Annotated in this window: 20 protein-coding genes; 4 read left to right on the top strand and 16 right to left on the bottom strand. The window is 43.5% G+C overall.

Annotated features, from left to right (window positions below):
- Positions 1–44: 44 nt before the first annotated feature.
- The 6 genes from BK120_RS02640 to BK120_RS02615 all read right to left on the bottom strand — a co-directional run bounded on the left by BK120_RS02640 (position 45) and on the right by BK120_RS02615 (position 9,050).
- Entirely contained in the window at positions 45–1,253 is a 1,209-nt protein-coding gene (locus BK120_RS02640; RefSeq protein WP_076265897.1) for a VWA domain-containing protein, read from the bottom strand.
- Between the two features lies 1 nt (position 1,254).
- Positions 1,255–3,582, bottom strand: a complete 2,328-nt coding sequence (locus BK120_RS02635) for a DUF5682 family protein (RefSeq protein WP_076265896.1) — start codon at positions 3,580–3,582, stop codon at positions 1,255–1,257.
- Positions 3,579–4,670 (bottom strand): AAA family ATPase, encoded by a 1,092-nt coding sequence (locus BK120_RS02630; RefSeq protein ID WP_076265895.1) that lies wholly within the window; start codon positions 4,668–4,670, stop codon positions 3,579–3,581. Before BK120_RS02630 ends, BK120_RS02635 begins: the two co-directional genes overlap by 4 nt.
- Positions 4,646–6,454 (bottom strand): hypothetical protein, encoded by a 1,809-nt coding sequence (locus BK120_RS02625; RefSeq protein ID WP_076265894.1) that lies wholly within the window; start codon positions 6,452–6,454, stop codon positions 4,646–4,648. Before BK120_RS02625 ends, BK120_RS02630 begins: the two co-directional genes overlap by 25 nt.
- A 21-nt stretch (positions 6,455–6,475) precedes the next feature.
- Positions 6,476–7,915 carry an SWIM zinc finger family protein gene (locus BK120_RS02620; RefSeq protein WP_076265893.1) on the bottom strand — a complete coding sequence of 480 codons (1,440 nt, stop codon included), beginning with the start codon at positions 7,913–7,915 and terminating at the stop codon, positions 6,476–6,478.
- 130 nt (positions 7,916–8,045) lie between these two features.
- On the bottom strand, positions 8,046–9,050 hold the full coding sequence (locus BK120_RS02615; protein WP_076265892.1) for an aldo/keto reductase: 1,005 nt from the start codon (positions 9,048–9,050) through the stop codon (positions 8,046–8,048).
- Between the two features lie 184 nt (positions 9,051–9,234).
- Here BK120_RS02615 and BK120_RS02610 point away from each other — a divergent pair, with 184 nt between their 5' ends.
- Complete coding sequence (locus BK120_RS02610; RefSeq protein ID WP_076265891.1) at positions 9,235–10,035, top strand: AraC family transcriptional regulator; 801 nt, start codon at positions 9,235–9,237, stop codon at positions 10,033–10,035.
- A 52-nt stretch (positions 10,036–10,087) separates the two neighbouring features.
- On the opposite strand, the gene BK120_RS02605 is transcribed toward BK120_RS02610, so the two are convergent.
- From BK120_RS02605 to BK120_RS02590, 4 genes are all read right to left on the bottom strand, one after another.
- Positions 10,088–10,516 carry a GNAT family N-acetyltransferase gene (locus BK120_RS02605; RefSeq protein WP_076266124.1) on the bottom strand — a complete coding sequence of 143 codons (429 nt, stop codon included), beginning with the start codon at positions 10,514–10,516 and terminating at the stop codon, positions 10,088–10,090.
- An 83-nt stretch (positions 10,517–10,599) separates the two neighbouring features.
- Positions 10,600–11,676, bottom strand: a complete 1,077-nt coding sequence (locus BK120_RS02600; protein WP_083681523.1) for a HAMP domain-containing sensor histidine kinase — start codon at positions 11,674–11,676, stop codon at positions 10,600–10,602.
- On the bottom strand, positions 11,666–12,352 hold the full coding sequence (locus tag BK120_RS02595; protein ID WP_076266122.1) for a response regulator transcription factor: 687 nt from the start codon (positions 12,350–12,352) through the stop codon (positions 11,666–11,668). Before BK120_RS02595 ends, BK120_RS02600 begins: the two co-directional genes overlap by 11 nt.
- Positions 12,353–12,402: 50 nt before the next feature.
- Positions 12,403–12,972, bottom strand: a complete 570-nt coding sequence (locus tag BK120_RS02590) for a class I SAM-dependent methyltransferase (protein WP_076265890.1) — start codon at positions 12,970–12,972, stop codon at positions 12,403–12,405.
- Between the two features lie 224 nt (positions 12,973–13,196).
- Here BK120_RS02590 and BK120_RS02585 point away from each other — a divergent pair, with 224 nt between their 5' ends.
- The gene (locus BK120_RS02585) at positions 13,197–14,039 is read left to right on the top strand and encodes a sugar phosphate isomerase/epimerase family protein (RefSeq protein WP_256710762.1); all 843 of its coding nucleotides are present in this window, start codon (positions 13,197–13,199) and stop codon (positions 14,037–14,039) included.
- Between the two features lie 97 nt (positions 14,040–14,136).
- Positions 14,137–14,937: a (2Fe-2S)-binding protein gene (locus tag BK120_RS02580; protein ID WP_076265889.1), complete on the top strand. Its 801-nt coding sequence runs from the start codon at positions 14,137–14,139 to the stop codon at positions 14,935–14,937.
- 94 nt (positions 14,938–15,031) lie between these two features.
- Here BK120_RS02580 and BK120_RS02575 read toward each other — a convergent pair whose 3' ends face one another.
- The 6 genes from BK120_RS02575 to BK120_RS02550 form a co-directional block, all read right to left on the bottom strand.
- Positions 15,032–15,967 carry a tyrosine-type recombinase/integrase gene (locus BK120_RS02575; protein ID WP_076265888.1) on the bottom strand — a complete coding sequence of 312 codons (936 nt, stop codon included), beginning with the start codon at positions 15,965–15,967 and terminating at the stop codon, positions 15,032–15,034.
- A 165-nt stretch (positions 15,968–16,132) separates the two neighbouring features.
- Positions 16,133–17,350, bottom strand: coding sequence for a Ger(x)C family spore germination protein (locus BK120_RS02570; protein WP_144376665.1), 1,218 nt, complete (start codon positions 17,348–17,350; stop codon positions 16,133–16,135).
- Positions 17,347–18,441: a spore germination protein gene (locus BK120_RS02565; protein ID WP_076265887.1), complete on the bottom strand. Its 1,095-nt coding sequence runs from the start codon at positions 18,439–18,441 to the stop codon at positions 17,347–17,349. Before BK120_RS02565 ends, BK120_RS02570 begins: the two co-directional genes overlap by 4 nt.
- 19 nt (positions 18,442–18,460) lie before the next feature.
- Positions 18,461–19,930 (bottom strand): spore germination protein, encoded by a 1,470-nt coding sequence (locus BK120_RS02560; RefSeq protein ID WP_372238951.1) that lies wholly within the window; start codon positions 19,928–19,930, stop codon positions 18,461–18,463.
- Positions 19,931–20,187: 257 nt separating this feature from the next.
- Positions 20,188–22,131, bottom strand: coding sequence for an ATP-dependent DNA helicase (locus tag BK120_RS02555; protein WP_076265885.1), 1,944 nt, complete (start codon positions 22,129–22,131; stop codon positions 20,188–20,190).
- A 139-nt stretch (positions 22,132–22,270) separates the two neighbouring features.
- Entirely contained in the window at positions 22,271–23,839 is a 1,569-nt protein-coding gene (locus BK120_RS02550) for a glycosyltransferase (RefSeq protein WP_076265884.1), read from the bottom strand.
- A 107-nt stretch (positions 23,840–23,946) separates the two neighbouring features.
- Between BK120_RS02550 and BK120_RS02545 the strand changes: the two genes are divergently transcribed.
- Positions 23,947–24,300: a DUF5658 family protein gene (locus BK120_RS02545; RefSeq protein WP_076265883.1), complete on the top strand. Its 354-nt coding sequence runs from the start codon at positions 23,947–23,949 to the stop codon at positions 24,298–24,300.
- Positions 24,301–24,346 lie beyond the last annotated feature (46 nt).

The following is a 24,346-nucleotide window of genomic DNA, read 5'->3' as shown; positions in this document are numbered from 1 at the left end:
AAAGTTTAATTAAAGCTTAAGATTCCATAAACTGTTTATAAGGTTTATTTGCCCGCTGGCTCAATTGCGCTAGCAAGCTCCTGCAAATCTCGCCCTTGCAACGCACCTGCGATCAGCTCTGGAAGCCGGTCCGGCGTACAGCCGAAGCATGGAATGCCAAATGTGGACAGCTTCTTAGCAAGCGCAGCGTCATAAGAAGGAACTCCGCTATCCGACAAGGCCAACAAGCAAATTACGCTAACGCCGGATTGCCGCATATTTTCCATCCGCCTGATAAGTGATGCTTGGTTGCCGCCTTCATAGAGATCTGAAATTAGAATAAACAATGTTTTCTTGGGGTCGCTAATAAACTGCTCGCAATATTGAACAGATTTGTTAATGTCTGTGCCGCCGCCGAGTTGAATGCCAAACAACATATCGACTGGATCATTGGCACATTGCTCGCTTAAATCGGCAACTTCAGTATCGAAGGCGACAACATGTGTATCCAAGGCAGGCAAGCTCGCAAAAATAGAACCAATAATAGAAGCATAAATGACCGAATCCGCCATCGAACCGCTCTGATCGATATCGAGAATAACGGTCCATTCCTTACTGCGCCGAGCACGTTCAAAAAAATAAAACCGTTCTGGAATAAGCTTTTGGCTATCCAAATCATAATGCTTCAAATTTCTGCGGATTGTCGTTTTCCAATCCAGCCCTGTCATCGAAGGCAGCGGTGAATGTTTTCTTCGGTTCAAAGCGCCTGTAACGGCTCGCCGAATTTCATGCTCCAAGCGGGCTAAAATTTCATCGACAACCTCGCGAACGAGTAATCTTGCTGTTTCTTTTGTTTTCTCGGGGATACGGCCTTTTAATGCAATGAGTGTCGCAACCATTCGAATATCAGGCTTCACCTGACTAAGCGTCTCCGGCTCGAACAACAGCTGTGTCAAGCCCTTCCGCTCAATGGCATCCGCTTGGATGACCGACACAATATCAGATGGAAAGAAGCTGCGAACGTCACCTAGCCATTTGGTTAATTTGGGCGATGATGAGCCAAGACTAGCTGATCGACCACCGCTGTTTTTGGGTTTGTCCGTCATAATCTCAGTTGTTTCATCATAAATGGCTGCAAGTGCTTGGTCCATCAAGCTCTGTTCACTATCGAGCAATTCCTGACCATTCGCCATGTCAGACAGCTTGTCGTTTGCAGAATGCCCCAAAATGAGGCGCCAACGCTTTAATTGTTCGAAATGCTCATTATCGCTCATGTTATAAGTCTCCAAAGTCGAACTCATTGAGCTCATCTATTTTTTGTTGCTCCTCACTGCTCAGTGGGCGCTGCAATACATCGGCCGCCTCTAAGGATCCAAACCCCCATACATCACCTAATAATTGCGCAATCGCGTTTTTTTCTCTAGCTTCGAAGGATGAAAAAGCTCTTCTAAGAAAAACAAGCGATCGTCTGAACTGATCATCATCAAGCGATCTTGTATAAAGGTCGAGCTGTTCCCATAATTGCCTCCGAGACAGCAGCACATATCGATTGCGGAGTGACATGCCTTCAAACCAGCCAGCTCCGATATCAGCAGGTATCCCCGGGGATAATCGTCTCGACACCTCTCGTGCTAACCGTTCATAATCGATTAGGTTGCGCTCAAGCAGCAAAGCGAATGCTAGACCTGACAGTTTAGCATTCCGATCATCGCGATAAGCAAGCTCCTCTAGTTGCTGTACCCATCGCTCGTCATCCACCACCTCAAAGTGCTGCTGTGATACAGCATGCATATCGACGATCGCTGAAGCCATATTTGCCGCGGCATCGTCACTGCAAATCGACGAATCAACAAGGAGCAGCGTACCTCTTAAAAAAAGCTGTTGAAGAAGAGGTATTAACACATCCGTATTCATTTTTCTAACATCGCCAAATTGTACAAGAATAGACAATTCACGAAGTGTCCCTGCGATTTGAGTATAGTCACCAGCTTCTACAGCCAGCTCTTGCAGTGTGCGACGCGCATCTTCCATAGATGCGGGTAGTCCGCATTGCCATGCCGCCTTAACGAGCGATGCAGCGTCTAATAGGTTAGTGCTCTGCGCTAAAGACTCCTTAATGGAGAAAGCAGTTGCAAGTTCGATCGTCTCCCCTTTCATAATGGACTCAACGATCTCAATCTCGGCTTCTGGCGTCCAGCAGAGCACCCAGTGTTCTGCCCATGTTGCGCTGTCCTGCCTGACTGCGCGTTTCTTAGCAAAGCTAATCGCTAGGAGCTGAAGACGCTCAAGAAAAAAAGATCTTCTTAAATCAAGAAAAGCAGCATCCTCGGATTTCACTATTCTGTTCTCTCGAAGATCCAGCTCAAGGTCAGTTGCTACCGTCGTTTTATATTTTTCCAGCTTCAACGATTTCAAGTTTCGATTCAGATCCTCTTGAATAGGAGTTTGGCTAATTCCGTCGGGTAAAGCACCAATAGCAGTACCAATATTCGTTCTTGCAAGCGCGTCTGCTACAATCGAAAGCTCGCCATATCCAAGACAAGTAATGGCGGCATCTTGAAGATCACGCAGCGTCGGCAATCTTCCTCCGTGCAGGGATGCCAGTGATTCAGCAAGTCTTACTGCTTCGATAACGGAAGCTGCGGAACGGAAATTCCCGCTCTGCCGCATATAACCTGCAATCGTTGCTAGATAAGCGGAAGACAACTTTCCAAGGTCACCACTGACTAAGCATTGCCAAGCAAGCTCAAAATAGGACGGAGCCGCGTTACCCGCTCCATAGCCTGAATGACTGGATAACTTATAATACGAATAGGGCATAAGCGTCAGCTTGGTCTGAATCTTAGGCAACGCTGCTGCTTCTTGCTCAGTCATACCATCCAATTCCGCTTTGAGTGCTGAAACATGATACGCTCCGGTAACAACTACAATTCGCTCAGCTGGAATGCCTCCTTCTAACGCCTCAGCAATTCGTGCACGCATGTATGCTTCACGAATTTCATTGTGTGCAGCCTCTAGCGGTGTATATATCCGTTCATCCGTCTCAGATAGCTGCCTCATCTCACGTGAAAAAGCATGTATAGCATGGCGGTAGGTATTAGGCTCGCTGCTATGTTCAAACGAACGTTCCCAATAGGTTTCGTAATCGGATTCTCCTGCTGATATAGCCACTTGCTCATAACGGTCATTGATTTGTTCACGATGCGAGCGGGCACCTTCGGCATAATCTTCTTTTTCACTAGCAGCACTTAATTTCAAGTGAAGGCTAACCGATACTTCAGACGGCAAATCAATGAATCTGGCTTCAACGCCATTTCTAGCTGCCCATACGAATGCTTGATACTCAGGGGAATACTCTGCTAACGGAAAAACAAGCGTACGGATTGGCAATTGATCGGTATAGGCTAATATGGCAATGGGCGGCTTTACACCCTTTAATGTGATTTGACTAATGAGCTCCGTTGCATCTGATGGCCCTTCTACGAGTACCAGCTGCGGCTTTACTTCTTGGAGAAAAGTTTTTAAATGAAATGCCCCGGTCGGTGAGAGATGCCGTACGCCGAACAAATGAACGCCGTAATTGGATACGGCAGCCGTACTCACGAACTCAGCTCACGGCAAGCACGATATAGCCCTCGCCACTCGGCTCCCCGTTTTTTCATCACATTTTCCAAATATTCCTTCCACACCGCATCATCTTTTGCTTCATCCTTAACGACAGCTCCAAGCAGACCGGCTGCGAGATCCTCCTCTGCAACCTGCCCATCCCCGAAGCTGCTTGCCAGCGCCATACTATTAATTAGCAAGGATATCGCTTCCGCAGTTGAGATTGCACCACTTGGCTGCTTCAGTTTCTCTTTGCCGTCTAGTGTCATCCCGCTGCGCAGCTCGCGGAAAATGGTTACAACCTTGCGTACAGCTTCCTCTTCAGGAACAGCCTCACCGAGCCGATAGTTGGAAGCAATCTCGCTTACCCGTTTACGTACAATGGCTATTTCCGTATCCAAATCTGACGGTGCCGGCAGCACAACGATATTGAAACGACGCTTCAAAGCGGCGGACATATCGTTGACCCCGCGGTCACGCGTATTTGCGGTTGCAATAATGGAGAAACCTCTTGCAGCGGGAATGTCTCTGCCTAGCTCAGGAACAGAAATCGTCTTCTCCGATAAAATGGAAATCAAAGCATCCTGTACCTCTGAAGCACAGCGTGATATTTCTTCAAATCGTGAAATGCCACCTGCCTCCATCGCACGATAGATCGGGCTTTTGACAAGAGCTTCCTCGGACGGACCATTAGCAAGAAGCATCGCATAATTCCATGAGTATCGTACCTGTTCTTCGCTGGTACCAGCCGTTCCCTGAATGACCTTAGATGAATCGCCATGAATGGCCGCCGTTAAATTTTCCGAGAGCCATGACTTTGCTGTTCCCGGCTCACCTATTAGCAATAAGGCTCGATCGGTAAGCAGTGTCGCAATCGCAATTTCAACAAGTCTTGTGTGACCAATGTATTTTGGCGTAATATCTACCTTGCCAGCACGGCCACCTGTAATAAAAGTTAATACAGCCCGCGGTGACAGCTGCCAGCCTGCCGGTTTCTCCCCAGTGTCATGTTTCTTCAGTGCTTCGAGTTCATGTGCATATAACTGCTCTGCAGGCAACCTTAAGATAGTTTGTTTTTGATCCATGCTAGAAATCCCGCTCCTTCTGGTTTCGATTCAAGCTCCACTGGCTTAGCGGCAATGTGTTCGGCTAGCTGCTTTAATTGGTCGCGAGAGTACTCGCTTGACATCTTATCCGCGATTTGCTGAAGCCTATCCGCAAATTCCCCCGGAAGCATAGCAATTAATAGCTGCAAATCTCGGTCCATATAATAAAAAGATTTTTGCGTAGAAAGCTCCAGTGATGACATTAGCATCTCTGGCGTATCAGTATGTCCGAGCCGGAATAACGTGTACAAAATATGAATTGATCGATGCTTCATCAGTTGCGGCGCTACTTTCGCTTTGTCGACTAAATAATGGATTGCCCTCTCATTAGGGCGTTCCACTAATCGGCATACAAGCTCTTCCTCATTTAATGTGATAAAGCGATCTGCCCATCTCGCATCCCAGCTCCATTGATTTTGATGTTGTGTAAATGCGGCTTGCACAACCGTATGAGGAGTAAGTTCATAAATGACAAGTATTAGCTCGCGTGCAGCTTTACTCTTTTTCTCTTCTACATAGCCTTCATACCTGTCAAAAACATCTGCAGCGCTTAATACTTGTCGTGCGGCTTTGAAAGAATACGCGATCAAATAGGAGCGGCGATTGCGAAGCTCATGAAGAAACACTAATGCCTCATCATTTTTGGAATCTAATAATATTTGAGCTGCTTGACTCATCATCGGTTCCATTTCTTTGAAAGAAAGGAGATCATTATCTAGCATTTGCATCAGAAATTCTCTAACGGTTTGAACATCTGCTTTGGATTGAAAGCAAGAGATGACGCTGCTGAACTTTTCTTGGAAGCCTGTATCTTGTTTAGCTGAAACGACATGTTGAGCCAGCTCTAAACCATAAACCAGTAATTGCTCGGTTAATGCAGGAAGCTCACACGCTTGAATGGGAGCAATGGCGATGTCTGTATCTTTTTTCTTTAGTGATTCCATGAAACGGTCAACGACTTGTGTAGAATCGAAGCGGGACAATGCCATTAAAGCTGCGCTGCGAATCTCTTTTTTTCGATCATGCGACAGATCAAGCAAATGTTCCTCGAAGCTAGGCAAACCAGCCGTAAGTGAAATTGCAGCTATACGTACCGGCAATCCTCCATCCTTCTGCGCTGCCAGCAGAGTTGGCCATAGTTCCTTCTCGTCATTCGCCAGCTTATAAAGGCATACGAGCATTCTCGCGTCGCCGCTGCCTCCCTGCATATTGAATTCCGAATGCAGAATTGGCAAGGCAGCTGAGCCAAGAAGCGGGATGACATGATCTGCGACATATTCAGCAATTTCAGAATAGCTGTCTCTCAAAGCGTTGACGGCTGGTGCGAATGTTCTTACATCGTGGAACAGTCCTGCCTCAACCCCTTGTTTAATGGCTTCGAGCCGGTTGGGGCCGCGAAGCGTCAGCGAATCAATGAGCGGCTTAAGTTTTCGATAAGGGACCGTCGTGACTGTTTGGTTATTTGCTGCTTCTATTCCAACGGGTAGCAGCTCACCAGGCGCTTCAATAGAGCTTTGTGTATGCAGGACCGCTTGCAGCAATACCGTTAAATCCAGCAGCTTGTCAGCCGCATTCTCTGGCTCAGCCCTCGTAACGCTATCCACTTCTTCTGCAATTCGTTTGAAAATGGGTGCCTTTTCACCAAATTGCTGCAGCTGTGGGAGCGATCGTTTCAAACGCGCATCATCTGCCGCCATGCCCGCACCTGCTATAACTAAACGGCGAACATCTTCATACAAATCTCGCAATAATGGAATACTCATATTTTGCTCCTTCGTCAACCATTAATAGAATAAGCGGATCATTTCTTGTTCGGTAATTAGAGCCAAAGGCTGTGCCAGCAACCTTCCTTCTGCGAGACGATCCTCGAACATGACGAGTACCGCCACATTTGCAAGCAGCTCTTTATCTAAATTACGGAGTAATGGCAATGTAGGATGATTTAGCTTGGAGATTGCATCAAGTGGAAGCCTAGCTCCTTGCTCATCAACTAGAACATATCCGCCTTCCGAATTTGCCACCTGAGCAGCATGAAGCAGCATGACCGGGTTGCGGTCTGCTAATGGATTTTTGAGCTGGTTTTTCACCGTTTTTACTACCGCTGAATAGGATCGCTCTGCATAAGAACGAATAACAACACGATCACTTGGAATCGATTCACGCATGGTCATCTCTTCCCAGCGAACCCTTTTATTCAAATCGCCTGGATAAGCGAATAACTCCTTCGTTTGGACGACCATAAAGCAGCTATCCTCTTCCTTCATATGTTTGGCTGCTCGGAAAGGCCGATAGCTGCGTGTGACAACGATTTCTCCATCTTCAAGCTGCATCCAAAATCCTTCATCTACATGTTCACCGCGTGCTTCGTCGGAATAGGAGCGGAAAGAAAGCTGTACAAGCTCAGCTGCTTCACGGAGAAGTCCATGCTCACGCAGCTCAGATAACTGCCATGCATGGCCAATTTTTTCTTCAAGAGGGCTTGAAATATCCATTGGAATGCTCGAATCTTCCATTCGCGCCGTCAAATAATCCCTGCTGCGCTTTATTAAAGCATGCATAGCAGCAAGCTGTTCACAAACCTCGGAGTAAATCGTCTCCGGATTATCACTTGAGCCTACTAAAACCAATATCTCTCGAAATGCAGCTTGGAGCCCTGGTACGTAGTGATTGCCAAGCTGTTTTGCTTGCTCCTCATACATGTGAAGAGAGCGTTTATCCAACGAAGCTAAACCGCTTTGCACGATTTGCTGCACAAGCTTGTGAACGAGCTCGACCCCCTCAAGCTGTGAAGCGAGTTTCTTGATGAGAGCGTTTTTGTTAACCTTGCGTTTAGTCTCTGTACCCGCTGGAATCGCGGCAGCTTCCTTCTTTTTCTCTTCACGCTTGTCCGCTTTCTCGCGCTTATCTACAATATCCGCAGGTATCTCTTCCGTTGAAAAAGCCTTTCCTCCAGCATATGCATACAGAAGTCCTAATATATGTTTGCATGGAAATTGACGGCTTGGACAGGAGCAGCGAAATACAGGTTGTTCGGCTTTTACGAAGTCAACGGAGCAGCTGTAGGGCTCTTTGCCGCTGCCCTTACATTCCCCAAATAACAACAATCCGTCTTCCGTACGGCATAACTTCTGGAAGCTGTTTTTGCGTACGAGATCGTTGCCGTTTTTGATTGCTCCCGCATTGGGCGCCATTGCATCGATGAAAGCTTCAGTAAGATGGGTCATAGTTTCCCTCACTCGTTAGGTTTGATTTCATTCGTTTATTTCCACAAAACACGTATCATTTCCTGCTTTTGGGGTCATTTACAGTGTTTAAAACAAAGAAAAACCCAGGCGTATGCGCCTGGGCTGGGTATTACCATGGAATATCTCCAATATTGTGCATAATAGCATCGATTTCAACTAGTTCCTCAGCTGTCAGTGGAGCACTCTCTAGTGCCTTTACATTCTCTTCAATCTGGCTTACGCGGCTGACACCGATCAAAGCAGATGTGACTCCACCTTCGCGCAGTGCCCAAGTCAGTGCCAATTGGGATAAGGTTTGTCCTCTTCTTGCCGCTAGCTGCTCTAGGCTGCGGAATTTTTGAACCCGCTCTGCCGTGATCGCTTCTGGTTTCATCGTGCTGGAAGCTGCACTCGATTCCGCTTCGATTTTATCGACATATTTATTCGTCAGCTGTCCTCTTCCAAGCGGGCAATAAGCGATCGAGCCTATGCCATTCTCAGAAAGTACATCCTGCAAACCATCTTCAATCCAACGGTTCAGCATGGAGTAATTCGGCTGATGAATCAAGCAAGGCGTCCCTAGCTGCTTCAAAATTTTCACAGCAGCGCTTGTCTGCTCCGCACTGTAGTTGGATAAACCAACATACAAGGCTTTGCCCTGTCTTACCGCATGATCTAACGCGCCCATTGTTTCCTCAAGCGGCGTTTCTGGATCAGGACGATGGGAATAAAATATATCGACATAATCAAGTCCCATTCTCGTTAAGCTGCGATCCAAGCTGGAAAGCAAATTTTTGCGTGAGCCCCATTCGCCGTATGGACCTTCCCACATGTAATAGCCCGCTTTTGTAGAAATTAGAAGCTCATCGCGATAGGGAGCCAAATCCTTCTTATATACAGCTCCGAACGTTTCTTCGGCAGAGCCGGCTGGCGGTCCATAGTTGTTCGCAAGGTCAAAATGATTAATGCCAAGATCGAACGCTTTTAACAACATCGCACGTGAATTTTCAAGCGGTTGATTGCCGCCAAAATTTTGCCATAGACCAAGGGATATCGCAGGCAGCTTAATTCCACTTTTGCCAGCGCGTTTATACAACATATCGGAATAACGTGATGAATCAGCAGCATAAGGCATTTATCATATTCCCCTTTGTTTTTAGAATGATTTCTTTGGTTGAAACATGCTATAATGATTACTTGCTAACGTCATTGCTTTTAAAGTATAGCTTAATGCTGCTGCAATAAGGAATGTCCACATGCAAGTCATATATGTCATAATGTAATATGTTAGTGACCTACAATCAAGGAAGTGACAACGAATGTGCGAGCATTATGATCTGGTCTATTATTATCACGGGAAGCAGTTCTGCGAAGCTGGATATAGCTGGGGACCCGGCGTTAAGGATCATTACAAAATTTTATTTATTCATGAAGGCAAAGGCACCTATCAGATTAACGGAAAAACATATGACTTAAAAAAAGGACAAGGCTTTATGGTATTTCCAAATACGATATGCCATATGAAGGCGGATCTTCAAGATCCGTGGGTCTATTCGTGGATTGCTTTTCAAGGAACATGTGTTGACGGATTACTTGAACAGGTCCACTTAAGCAAAACGGCACCTTCATTCTCGTATGCTCCAGCAAATTGGTTTGAGCCTTGGTTAGAACAGTTTAATGATGCAGGGGAACTTGAGAAAAACAGCGGTCTTGTCGTTCATAGCCTGCTCTATCGCCTTATTTCGGATTGGATCGATATGCTAACTGCCCCTAATCAAATCGGTTATTTGCCTAAAGCAAAGGATGTTTATGTTCGCAAAGCGATCGATTATATCAAAATGAATTACTACACCAAAGTAAGCATTACTGAGCTGGCCAGACTCATTGGTATAGACCGCATATACTTATCCGCCTTATTTAAGGAAGTTGTAAATCAATCGCCGCAAACCTACTTATTGCATTATCGAATGGATAAAGCTTGTGATCTCATGAACAATCAACAGCTTTCGGTATCTGATATTTCCCACTCCGTCGGCTACAGCGACCCTCTTCTCTTCTCGAAAATGTTCAAAAAAGTGAAAGGGATATCTCCCAGTCATTATCGCAAAGAAATTGTCTAATTTCTCTAAAAAAAGAGAGCCTGCATAAGCAGACTCTCTTCATCATTATTATTTAATGTGATAAATCTTTAACCATCTTAACATGTGGAATATTCTCTTCCATAAAGACGGTGGATGCTACCTCATAACCTTGCTTCTCATAAAAAGCTGCTGCTTGAACTTGTCCATGCAGCTTCGCTTTCTTAAGCCCTTTTTCACGCGCGATCAACTCAAGCTCATCCATGATTGCTTTGCCGAGTTTATGCATGCGGTGTGAAGCTAATACGCAAATCCGCTCTATTTTTGCCATATCATCCACGATCCGCACTCTGCCTGTTCCAACAGGTACATTCTCGTAATATACAAGAACATGATCAGCGATTGCATCGTATTCATCAAGCTCTACTTCCTCCGCAACGCCTTGCTCTTTGACGAAGACTGTTTTTCGAATCAGGTACGCTTCTTCCATTTGCTCATCTGTCGTTACACGTTTTGTTTCCATCTTTCTCTTTCCTTCCATAAAGAAATCTCTATAAAACTGCGACTATTCAGCCTCTATGTTTTATTATAATGCTAATTTGCTAATTAGCCAAAACTTATCGGCATTTCAATCCAAAAAATATAATGGCCGTTGTCATGAACAACGCCGATCTCTCCTCCATGCATCTCTACTATTTGTTTGGCAATGGTAAGTCCAAGACCTGTACCAGCTGGCATAGAGCTGCGAATATCATTCGACTCCCGCTTGAAAAAACGATCAAACAATTGCGCTTCCTCATGAGAATTAATCGGTACTCCTTCATTTTCAATGGTTAACCGAAATATATCGTTCGTGGCAGTTGCTTTTACCGTCATCACACTCGGTTTGATCGAATATTTGAGCGCATTGATTAAAAGATTGTCAATAGCTCTGACTATTTTCTGCGTATCACTCTCTACACATATCGGTCTTGCACAAAAGCTTTTCACCACAATGATTCCCTGCTCGGCAGCAACAGGCTCAAATTCAATAATAAGCTGCTCTACTAGTTTGTTGATATCTACGGATTGCTTAATGAAGTTGTGATCTCCGCCAGTCAGTCGTGTATATTCAAACAAATCATCGATCAATTTCTTAAGCTGCTGCGTCTTGTGGAAAGCATTGTCTATAAATCGCTCTTGCTCACTTGGATCTTGAAAGGCATGTGATTTCAATAAATCTAAATATCCGATAATGCTCGTAAGCGGAGTCCGCAAATCATGCGAAACATGTGTGATTAGCTCCATCTTCGACTGTTCGAGCATTCGTTCTCGCTCTAGCTGCGTTTGCAGCTGCTGAGCCATATGGTTAATATTTTGAGCAACGATACCCAGTTGATCCTGCCTTGTTAACGGAACGCGGTATTCCAAATCCCCACCAGCTATTTTGATTAGCCCATACGTTATTTCTTTGAAATAACTGACCACACCACGCGTAAAAACAAAGAAGAAAAAAATAAATATACCGAAAAATAAAGGCAACGATATGAAATTATTGAGTATAAACCCAAACTGTGTTCGAGTAAAATGATCCATTCCTACAATAAAGAGCACGGCGATGAAAAAGCTAAGGACTGGCACCCACAGCATTAGTCCACGAATACTGCGCAGTCCCATTAGCATACTGCTCACATTATTTTTCAATCTTATAGCCCACTCCCCATACCGTTTTTATATATCTCGGTTCTCTTGGGTTATCTTCTATTTTTTCTCGAATATTGCGGATATGAACCATGACCGTATTTTCAGAATAAAAGGCGGATTGATCCTTCCACACGTTCTGATAAATTTTATCAATATTGAAGACCTGTCCCCTGTGCGATGCGAGCAGCAGCAATATTGCAAATTCGATAGGTGTTAGCGCTATTTCTTGGCCTTTTACTGTAACCAAATGCTGATCCTTATTGATGATAAGCGCATCTATCGTAATTTCGTTTGAAGCACTCGCCGCTTGAACCGTCAAGCTTTGCCTTCGCAGCTGTGCTTTGACTCGCGCCAGCAACTCCAATGGATTAAAAGGTTTTGTAACATAATCATCAGCCCCTGTGGATAGGCCTGTAATTTTATCGATATCTTCGCCCTTTGCAGAAAGCATAATAATGGGGACATCGTGTTCCTCTCTAATTTTGAGGCAAGCTTTAATCCCATCCCATTTGGGCATCATAACGTCCAGAATAATCAAATGGACGGGTTCGCGGTTGATAACCTCTACTGCATGCTGTCCATCGACCGCCTCCACTACACGATATCCTTCATTCCTTAAATAAATGTGAAGTATATCACGAATTTCCGGATCATCGTCAACAACCAAAATCGTCATGCTCACTTGTTTGCCTCCTTTAATGAAGTATTGCGACATGCTTATAAAGGCTATTTTTTTCTACAAACGTAGACGAAAGCAGGCGGAACATTGATAGGTACAAAAATAATCTTTTCAATATGAAAATGTAAACTTAATTGCTTCTTCATTTGCTGTGAATACTGAAAGGCAACAAACCATCCATCATCCTTTAAGGAGTTTACTATTTGCGTGATCAGTATATCTCTCAGTGTCTGATGGAAATTGAAAAAAGGCAAGCCGCTAATGATACAGTCCAATTGCTCAATTCCTTCTTGCTGTAAGGCTGTTTGCAAGTTTGTCGTGTTCTCATAACATGCATAATTTGGGTAATTTTCTTCCAATGTTTTTAACATATACGGATCTGTCTCAAAAAGCAAAACTTTCGTTTGTTGATGAGCTGCTTCCTGAATATGCTTTGTTATCGCACCCGTGCCAGCACCAAGCTCCGCTGCCGCTAGTACCTTATGCCATGGGACACTCTCGACCATCTTTTGGGCCAAATACTTGGAGCTCGGCATGACACTGCCGATTTCCCTAGGCTTATATAAAAACTTATACAGAAACAAACATTTTTCCTTTAACGATTGTTTTATTCCCATGATTGTTGGTCACTCCCTCGCTTCTTTTCCTCATGCTAACAAGAAATTGTGCGGATAAAGCGAGGATAATTATGAATTTATTCTGAAGAGCAATCATTCCTTAACTTCAATATCCCACATAAATGACCAACTAGAGGAGTAATATGCCAAAAGTGAAGCTTTTTTTCGGCTTGCTGCGTGCTATGCTAGCCTAAGGATTAAATAATATAGTAAAGGCGGGATATATGGTGTCATATCTATCAATTAGCACATGGAGCTTACATCGCAATCTTGGACCTCTTCACTGGACGGTATGGGATACCGAAACGAATACTCATCAAACGCGTGTACAAGAACAACCGCAGCTAACGGCTTTGCTAGACCTTCCAGCTGAAGCAGCTGCTAGAGGTTATGAAGCGCTTGAAGTTTGCCATTTTCATTTCCCTTCAACAGAATCGGCTTTTCTTGAGCAGCTTCGCCTCTCTTTCGAAAATGCTGCGATTAAGTTCGATACCTTGCTGCTCGACTATGGTGACATAACAACAGTTGATGCGGCTAAAAGAACAGCAGATCTTAGTTTCATACGGAATTGGATCGATGTCGCTTCACAATGCGGGGCGAAACAAATTCGTGTCATTGCTGGTGAAGCTTCACCTAGTGATGCTGCTGCCATTGAATTGTCCGCTTCCTCCTTGTCCGAGCTAGCTGAATATGCTGCTTCTAGAAAAGTTCATGTTATAACTGAAAATTTCAAAGCGCTTACGTCGACATCGGAAAGCAGTCTTAAGCTGCTTGCGCATGCGGGTAAAGCGGTAGGCTTTATAACCGACTTCGGTAACTATCATAGCGCGGACAAAATCAGTGAAATCGGCGATACGGCACCGCTAAGCGTCTCTGTTCATGTTAAGCCTACCTATGATGATGCCGGTGTCCCTGATAAGGACGAGCTAGTCTCCTATCTTACTGAGGTTGAGCGGGTTGGGTTTAAGGGTGCTTATGTTCTTATATACGATGGTCCAGGTGATATGTGGGAAGGGCTTAACCGAGTTAAAGCAATTGTAGAGCCATTAATATTGACAGTCCGCTAGCCCCCTCCTATACTTAGAGAGTGGAATAATGATAATCATTATCGAGTAAACCTACTCTATAAGTATATTTTGAGAAACCGAAATGGGGCACAAATAAATGGCACATGACATGGACTTTACACTTGTAGAAACATATTTTCACATTTCTCCGAAAGGTGCAGCTCATCCCTTGCTAGAGCTGCCAGCGACCAGCTTTTACGACAAAGAAACTGCTCATGCAACACTTATAAAAGCCGGAGAAATGGTGCAAGCAACGGGAATGCAACTAGCTGCTTCCTTTGTAGGCATGTCCTTCTTTAATCTGTGCATAACGAATCTATTTTTTGCTGCCCAATACAACCGTTATTTGGATTTATCACTACATAATTTAACTTATCAGCTTGAGAAACACGATGATCATGCTCATCTGGGCTTCAAAATTAATGAGCTTCGCTGGACAGATGTGCCAACCGAAGAACAAGAAAGAAAGCAGTTTTTAGAGAATGCCTTCCGAACTAGCTTTAAGGATGAGATTAACGATATCGTCGAAGCTGTAGCCATAAGCGCTGATGTGAAATCCGCCATGATCTGGAACCAGGTCGGTGGACAACTGCAGGGTGTGATTGATTTTCTGAAAAATAATATGAATGATCAGTCACTGTTGACAGTTGTTCAGCGCGATCTTGAGGTCATTCTCGGTCTGCCTGCTGAGGTATTTAATCGGAAACGTAACCCTTTTGTTCACAAGCCTCGGTATATCGATGATCCGTGGTCACCTGGAGGTCCACAAATCGTACTTCGCTCTTCATGCTGTATGTACGATTGTCGTGTTGATGGTGTGAAATGTTATACCTGCCCTCGTATGCTGCCAGAAGAACGTGAAGAAAGACGCAAGCTGGTTGCAGCTGGCGTCCACTAATATAAAAAGCTGATGTCAGATCCTACATGTACCTGACATCAGCTTTTTTTGCTGCATTATTTTATAATTGCAATATTTGTTTACATAATTATTCTTATGTAACCTTATTCTGAAATTTCATTGGGATTTTGCTTGAAATGTTGTTCATCGCATTTCGAAGCTGTTTATTATCAATATGCGTATAAATTTGTGTTGTTTCAATACTCGCGTGCCCAAGCAGCTCTTGCAAGGTTCGTATGTCTGTACCGCTGCGAATTTGCATCGTTGCAAAAGAATGTCGCAGCTTATGGCTCGATAGCCTTTTATCCGCAAGCGCAGGCATCGTCTCCTTTAGCAGCTTGATCGTTTCATCAGCGACGGTCTGTATCATTCGTATAGATAATCTTCGTCCAAACTGCGATACAAAAAACGGCTGCTCCTTACTCTGCCTGGATTCCTTGCGCTCAGCAAGCGCTTCATTCAATACATGCTGAAGCGCATCAGGCAATGGGATAACTCGCCATTTACGCCCTTTCCCGAGAATATGAATCGATCCATCCAGCCTAAAATCCTGTACATTCATCCGGTGTACCTCACCGACGCGAAGACCAGCATAGGACATTAATAATACAATTGCGACATTGCGAATATAATATTTCCCTTGTATGGCTTGCAGAAGCGCTTCGAGTTCATTTTCTTCCAAGTAAACCGGAATGCGATTTTTCTCCTGCTTGGACTTTGCGATAAGTGCAGCAGGATTGCCTTCCAAATGCTCCATCTCGATCAACGCTTTAAAAAATGAACGCAAAGAAGAAAGCTTGCGATTGCGCGCCTCATCCCCTGCCCCCTTCTCACGGCAAACGGCCATGTAGCGCATAATATCCATTTTCGTAATATTTTTTGTTTCGGTTGGATGTATCGTCTGTAGAAAAAAACGAACATCATTTATGTAGGCTTGATGTGTGGACTTGGTCATTCCTTTATTTTTCATCCAAATCGAAAATAAGTCCATTTCCAAGCCGTAGCTATCCGTCACCTCATGTTGTCCCATTCGCAAGCAAATCCTCCATAAAAAACCTATTTTCACGCTCTATTTAAGTGACCATTACTCTATTATGATAGCTTAAAAGTTGATATAAAAGCAAACTGCGTGAAATATGTATTTCACGCAGTTTTTTAAACGAAGAAATGATGGTTTTTTCGATAAAATTAGCGATCAATGCTTACGTTTTGCTCCCGTATCTGTAATTGCCAGTTTAATGCTATACGTAATCGGAATGCGACTGAATTCTTCATCCCAATCCTCTTTAACCTTTTGCCATACTTTTGGATGCGATATGCTTAGTTTAGTACCGAACCCCATAACGTCTGTCTTATATTCCTTTTGAATTTTATGCAGGGCTCTATTCACGAGTCGGCTTACTTCCTTCTCTGATGAATGTACAGCCTTGGTCACAAATTTGTGATCCAGAGGCTCGTTGTCAATTAACCACTCTTCAATAAGTCGACCATCCGATTGTATATTTACGTGAAAACTAATTTTTCCATTCTTGACCTGCGAAATAATTTTACTTTTAAGCGTTTTGATCTCATAGGCAATAACCTGCTTCGTTTCAGGATCATAGCTTTTTACTAAACCGCCTTTGCCTTCGCCAGTCAACCACATTATGCCTAACAATTCTTCCTCCGATAACAGTCCTTTGAATTTTTGGGTTTTCCCCTTAATAACGGCTGCACCTGAAAATTCAATCTCGCCATCAGCAGCTACGATATTTTGAAGTAAATAGCTGGACTTTGCATGCATCTTCCCCTCTACTGCAATAAGCGACATCGGAGGTATGATCTTCAATGTACGATAACGATTACCAATCATCTCAATTACACGGAACGAAGGTATAATGTTACTGCCCTTTGATTCAAATACATCTCTAGCCATGCCGCTGCTCATGACAATTAAGCTATTCGGCCGAATATTATTGTCCCTCAACATAAAGCTAAGGAGATTATTCATGCTGTATTTTCGAGACAACATCTCATTTATTACGATCACCTTCAGATGATGACCGATGACAGGACGCTCCATTCGAGCTGAAAATCCTCTGACCATTTCAAAAAGTGAATCTCCTGTCTCCGAAACATTTATATAAGGTTTTGCTGTTACAACACCTGAAGATTCACCGTCTTTGCCCTCTGATTGTTTATCTATAATTTGCAGCGTATAGGTGATCAGATCCTTTTTCCGATTAGAGGTACTCAGCTTATCCATTTTTTTCTCAATTTCCGTTTTGCTGGCAACATCAAGCGCTATACCGACATATAGCCCAAGATCCTCAATCTCATCCTTGCTCCAACAACCCGTTTGGACAAGCAGCGTTAGCGTACATAGGCATGCTAGTAAAAATCGTCCCCGACTGTTGCTGTGGATCATCATCATTTTACACTCCCTTTTTTCCACTTCGTCAAACCAAACAATATAATGGTCATAGAGACAAACAAATAAAGAGCGGTATTGCCTAGCAAGCTGCCATATACAAACAGAGCGCTCGTATTTTTGGGAAGCGTGGAAACAAGAAACACAATGGGCAGCAATATATATAAGCATTTCATCATTTTTGCTTTGAATACTTGTGACAATCCCAGGGCTGCAGCATAATACGTAATGACAAAAGAAGAATAGATTTGCATAATCCAAATGACAAGAAAAAACGATTCAAACCTTTCAAATATTAGTCCAGAAAGCTCAAAGCTGCGTACAAGATCGAGTGTTGGCCACGTCCGTGTAATGACTACATCTATCGATAGCCCGCCTACTACAATAATTACGGTCAGCAAATAAATAAAGAACGGAATCGCTGTTCCATAGACGACGGCTTTTACCGATTTTTTCGGATTATCCATAAATGCAGTTAAAATCAATATAATTTCTACGCCTAAAAAGGACAGTGAGGTTGTTTGGACTCCCCTGAGAGGAGGCATTATGCCTTGCCCTAATACAGGCCGCAAATGATCGATTTCGAATATCCGTAAAGACATTAACATGACTAATACGTAAATAACGATAGTTATCGGCAAAATGACCTCAAATAACCTCGCAATGGGATTAATGCCGCTGGTCATCAAATAGAAGCTAACCCAAATAAAAACCATGACAATGACCCATGGAGGCGTTCCTTCCAGCAGAAAAAATTCCGTAACTTCAGATAATACACGCACCTGATAAGCAGCTGTCATAAAAAAATAAATAACAAACGCTATGCCAATTATGCCTCCTACCCATTTTCCGAGAAGCTTCTGAGTAAACTGGTACACCGTTTGATTGATATGTAATTTTGCCAATGCAGCCATAAACACACCTACTAATAAGGCAACCGTTCCCCCGATCAGAACAGATATCCATACATCTGGTGTCCCTACTTTTTCAACAGAAGCTCTAGGCAAAGTAAGAATTCCTGAACCCAGCATAAAGTTTGAAATGATCACAGCAGTTTGAACGGTTGTTATACGATCATTGGACATCTGTTTCATATAATGCCTTCTTCCAAATTCAATTCTTCGTGCGTGTATTGTCTTTCGGCTTCAGCATTTCAGGTCGTTTTTTCATCATAAATATCGGCATGCGAACAATAAAGTCTTTCCAATCTTTAACTCGGTAAGGAACTGCAGGGCTCGCATAGGGCACGCCAAAGCTCTTAAGTTTGACGATATGTGCACATAACAGTAAGGAAAATAAAATTACGCCATACATACCAAATGCAGCAGCGCAGAACATAGCAGCAAAACGCAGCATTCTAAGCGCTATCCCAGCATTGTATTGTGGTATTGCAAACGACGATATCGCAGTAACTGCAACGACAATAACCAAAATCGGACTCACGATACCAGCTCGAACAGCCGCTTCACCAATAATCAAACCTCCTACGATTCCCATGGCCGGTCCAATTGGTTTAGGCAGTCGAAGCCCCGCCTCTCGCAATATTTCAATCGCTACCTCCATAATGAGCGCTTCAACAAGAGATGAGAAAGGCACACCTTCCCTAGCCCCAACGATAGAAATAGCCAATTTAGTTGGTATTAGGCCTGGATGAAACGAAATGAAAGAAATGTACATCGCTGGTGTCAATAATGCGATTAAAGCGGCAAGAAAACGCAGCATTCGGAGCAATGTGCCAACCATCCAACGCTCATAATAATCCTCCGGTGATTGCAGAAGCATGCTAAATGTAACAGGTGCAATCAGCGCAAAAGGTGTACCGTCAAGTAAAATAGCAACCCTGCCTTCCATTAATGCGCCAATGACCCGATCGGGCCTTTCCGTACTCTGCACCTGTGGGAATGGACTCAAAAAATTATCCTCAATCAGCTGCTCAACATACCCTGATTCGGGTAAATTATCAATATCGATCTTGCTTACCCTGCGCCTGACCTTTTCAACTAATTCAGGATCAGCAATATCTTTAATATAAGCAATGATGAGCTGCTTCTTTGCACGTGTGCCAACATGCATGCTCATGAATGATAGGCTGGCATTTTCACCATGTCTTCTTAGAATCGCAGTATTGTCGGATAAGTTCTCATTAAAGCCTGCTCTAGGCCCTCTAACTAATGCCTCAGAGATTGGTTCCTCAATATTTCGGGATTTGCTCCTTGCAGTGCCAATGATAATAATTTCATCAATGCCATCAACGAGCACGGCAGTAGCTCCCATTAACACTTTTGGCAGCATTTCTTCTAAAGAATGGACTTCACTTAATTGACTAACGGTTAATATTTGATTGGTCAAAAACGATTTTGTGACGGTTTTGCCTTCTCCTTGAACAGACATTAACGCTCTCAAAATATGCTGATCAATCAAATCGCAATCTGCTAATCCATTTACAAAAACGATAGCTGCGCTTATCCCCGTATCCCCAATAGAGCACTCACGCACCAAAACATCGGAATGAAACTCCATTTGTTCATGAATGGCTTTCAGCCGCACTTGAATATTTCCGCTCATCGAATTACTCATCATCAGCTTGGCTAGACCGTTTAAAAATAGATGAGATAAGAAGAGGAATCACGAGGCTGACAACAGCTTGTACGCATACCGTCCAATTAGGAATGTTTATCTGATCGTGTAAAGCCATAGCACATACACTCCTTGTTGTTTTTTGTCGAATTATTCCTATTTTTGCCGTAATGGGTAGGTTATAAACTTCTGTTCGTTCAAAGTGCAGGAATAAAAAAAAGAGAAGGGTTTCCCCTTCTCCTTATTTGAACCTTATTCTCTTTTTAGGAATAACTTAAAGCTACACCTTTCGGAAGCACACCTTCCACTTGTTCACGCACATAGCTATCATTCATTTTTTGGCCAAAAATAACGATTTTCCCGCTGTCTTCACGTGTTCTAATCAAACGTCCAATGCCCTGACGTAATCGAAGCAGCATATACGGCATATCCACTTGTTCAAACGGTGATTCCGAGTCATTCCGTCTCGCTGCGAATAATGGATCATTTGGAGGAAACGGAAGTTCCCACACAATAACCTGGGAAAGGGATGGACCAGGAATATCTAAACCTTCCCATAGTGTCACCGCACATAAAATGCTGGCTTCATCCTGTTGAAATTGTTCGATCAAATAGCTGATTTCGCTTGTGCCCTCATAAAAGAAAGTATAAGCCGCACTATCCGCATGCTTGTCCGATTCTGACTTGAATTGCTCTAGCTGCTCCATCGATGGGAACAAAATAAGCGATCTTCCGCCTGACTGCTTAAGCAAGCGATACGTTTCATTTACTTTATCGTTAAGCGCCGTAAACTGTTCAGCTTTTGGAATCTCCACAGTCATTTGCTGCTCATAGTCATATGGTGATGGAACCGAGAAAGATAATGAGCTATCCATACCCAATATGTCCATCATATAATCAAATGAGCCGTTAACCGAAAGCGTTGCTGAGGAAAATACGATTGGCATTTTACGAGAGAAAACTTGCTCCTTCAACACTTCCTTCACCACTTTTGGCATGATGACAAGTGACGTTCCTTCTTTATCCTGCGAAACCCAGCTAATTGGTTTGTCCGCTTGCTTGAATAAGGAAAGCGCAAATTGAATCATTTCCAAATGCTCTTCAACGATTTTTAGCTGATACGTATCGATCGTGTATAAGCCGCTTTCGAATACGAGCTCTTCTTCTATAACCGATAGCGTATCCTGCAAACGATTAATTTCACGAATAAGCTCCGCACTCCATATGATTTCCTTGCGATCCGAAGCAGGAACCTTCTGGCTGTGCTTATTCAACATTTTAAATAAAAATTCACTTTGGGCAATCGCATCCTCAACAGCTACAGCAAGAGTTTCACGAATCTCTTCTTGCAGCAGTCTTATGACGATTCCTTCAAAAACAGCATGATTCAGCTTGTAAGTCAGCGCTTGCTGTGCGGCTGTTTCAAGCAGATGGCCCTCATCAAATACTACAGAGCTGTACTCTGGCAGCAATGGAAGCTGGCCTTCACGTTTTCTTGCGTCATATGTCCATATATGCTCCATATAGAAATCATGCGAGCAAATAATGACATCTGCAGATTTGCGATAATGGTCGCGTGAGAGTGTTTGACCACAACGATGTCTAACGTCACACACTAAGCAGTCCTGAAATACATCCCAGCCCAGCTCGTTCCACTGCTCATCATTTAAGCTAGGATAGTCCTTGCGATTTCCATATGGATGGAAGCTTTGCATAGAATCCTGCTTATGGACGAAGCTTGGAAGTTCACGATATATATTGTCATAGAGCTCCGCGTCATCTTGTCCAGCTCTCGCATTATCCAGCTTTTTCAAGCAAATATATTGATCTGCTGATTTGCCTAACCTAGCATCAATCGTTAGATCCAAATATTTTCCGAGCTTTGCAATATCGCCTTCAGGCTTTACAAGCTGCTCAATTAAGGATTCATCGGCACAAGCAATAATGGCTGGTTTTCTTGTGTACCGAGCATACGTAATCGCATACAACAAGTAAACGAGTGTTTTGCCCGTTCCTACTCCAGCTTCAGCAAATATCGTTTGTTTATCTGCAAAAGCACGTTCCAATTGAAAAGCCATATAAATTTGTTCATCTCTAATTTCAAAACCAGCTTCAGGCAGCTTCTCATAAAAAACATCAGCGATCCAATCGCTAGCCTGCTGTATAAAAGGTTGTTTCGGGTCAAACTCAAATGGATATTTATTCAAGGTTGCTTGCCTCCATATAGTAGGCACAACCGGCTGTATGCGGACACACAGCCGGTTGTGAAATCTCCTGCACTAATCGTACACTCAAATATATCACTAGAGTGTATGCTTAGTCAAAGGTTATGATTTATTTGCTTTATTACTCTATCCATTTCACCAGATTCGGCTTCTCATCCAAAATGGATTCATATTGCTCCTTCCAGCCATAAATCGCATCAGGATCAAGCTTCTTGTACCGGTCGTATTTATGCAAACGATCCTGCTCCCGCGCCCAGCCGAAATGTTTTACTCGCAGGTTTGACGTCTTATTTGCAAGTGAATAAATGTTTTCAGGAAATCTCCCGCAGTGCTGAGGAGTTTGCTTCCACACATATGAAAATCCCTCTACATATTTCAATAGAAATGGGCGGTACACGCTATGGGCATTCCAGTATGCATCTTCGCGATAATGATCTTCCGACCAAAAATCAAATAATCGAAACAAATAAGTGAAGGTTTCCGAATCGTTTAGCAGCACTGGCAGCACTTCCTTAAATTTTTGTTCAAAATATTCATCCGCATCCATATTCAGAATCCACTGCGGCCGAATGCGGATCGTTTCCTCCCATTGCTGCGTTCTTAGCTTTACTTCATTATGAAATTGCGAGCTTTCGTTTTTAATATAGGTCAACGGAATGCCGGCAAGGCATTCATGAACGATTTCCCCGGTATGATCCGTGCTTCCATCGTCAATAATGACCGCATGATCTATATATTCCCTATGATGCTCAAGCACTTCCTTTAAAAAGCGATCTCCCTCATTTTTTACGATCATAGATAACGTAAGCTTAGGACCTGCTGTGGGCACAATGATTGTAGGTCCTTGTGCTGGCAACATATTCGAATTTGTATATGCTTTGTCCTGCGTGGATTCCATAAACAATATAGCGCGCTCAATATCTGATTCTCGGTAGATATGAAAGGCTGGGTATCTGGTGTCCACGTACAAATCGATGCCAAGGGCAACTGCTCGAATGCAGAAATGACGATCTTCGCCCCAAAATGATACATTCGAGATCGTCCGAAATGATATCGGCTTCGCCAGTGCTGAGCGAGTGATATACGTGCATGCACCAAGGCCGCCAACCTGATAAACTCCTGGTACTCTAAGCTTCATTAGAAACATGACAGCCGCTTCAGCACCGTCACCGGCTTTTACTGTTCCATCTGACTGAAACGGCCAATACGTATCCTTCAGCCAAACCTGCGGCATTTCCATCGTATTAGGCTGCCACTGTGTCCAAAAAATAGTGGAAATGATCTCTTTCTCGGAAGAAATCAAAGATTCAATTGCTTCCGGGTGAATCAGCAAATCCGAATCAATGAGGAATAGTCCATCATATTGCTGCTCTCTCGCTGTTTGGATCATATGATCCTTCCAGCTTGCGATTTTATCAATTAAATCATTGCTCCAGTAATGAGTAAACTCATCCCTGGTATATGGCGTTATCGAATCGCCTCTTATTAAGATGGTTTCACTTTCATTGTTCTCTTTTTGCTTCGATATAAAATCGCTCAGCAATTGCGAGGACTGCTCGTTATCATTGTCGTCAATAAAAAAATAATCTACTTTAAAAGAGCTTGCTTCGATTCGCGCAAGCGAGGCTAAAAAGTGACGCAATATGGTCGGTCTTTGGCGAATGGGACTTCCAATCAATATTCGCTTCAACGTTAGGCCTCCTTTATTCCACAGAAATTCCTTAGGAATGATAATCCATATGAGGCATATGCATCTATTATGCAAAACCCAGATCATTTTTTCAGAATGGAGGCTTAGTGGCCATTACTGCTCTCAAAGAATGGGACTTAAAACCGCTGCTGTTCGGATTGCTGTTTCTATGTTTTGCCGACGCTTTATTTACAGATATAGGCTTGCGCCTATCATTAATCGAGGAGCTCAACCCGCTCGTACAAAAACTTTATGACTGGAATATCGTTAGCTACTACGGGATGAAGCTAGTGCTCCCGCTGCTGCTTATTCTCATTTATTATCGAATGAAAAATCGGTATTGGATCAACCCTTGTATTCTGATTACGGTATTGATCTACTTTCTCGTCAATATTTATCACCTGGTTTGGATTTCATACGGTGTCCATGACGGCTGGTTTTCACTTGATTCGCTGATATGAATTTCTTTACCTCTTCTAGGAGTGTTGTATAATAGCTAATAGAAAC

The organism is Paenibacillus sp. FSL A5-0031, from assembly GCF_001956295.1.
Taxonomy (GTDB): domain Bacteria; phylum Bacillota; class Bacilli; order Paenibacillales; family Paenibacillaceae; genus Pristimantibacillus.
The sequence above is the reverse complement of the archived record's forward strand: the minus strand, read 5'-3'. Positions and strand labels throughout refer to the sequence as shown.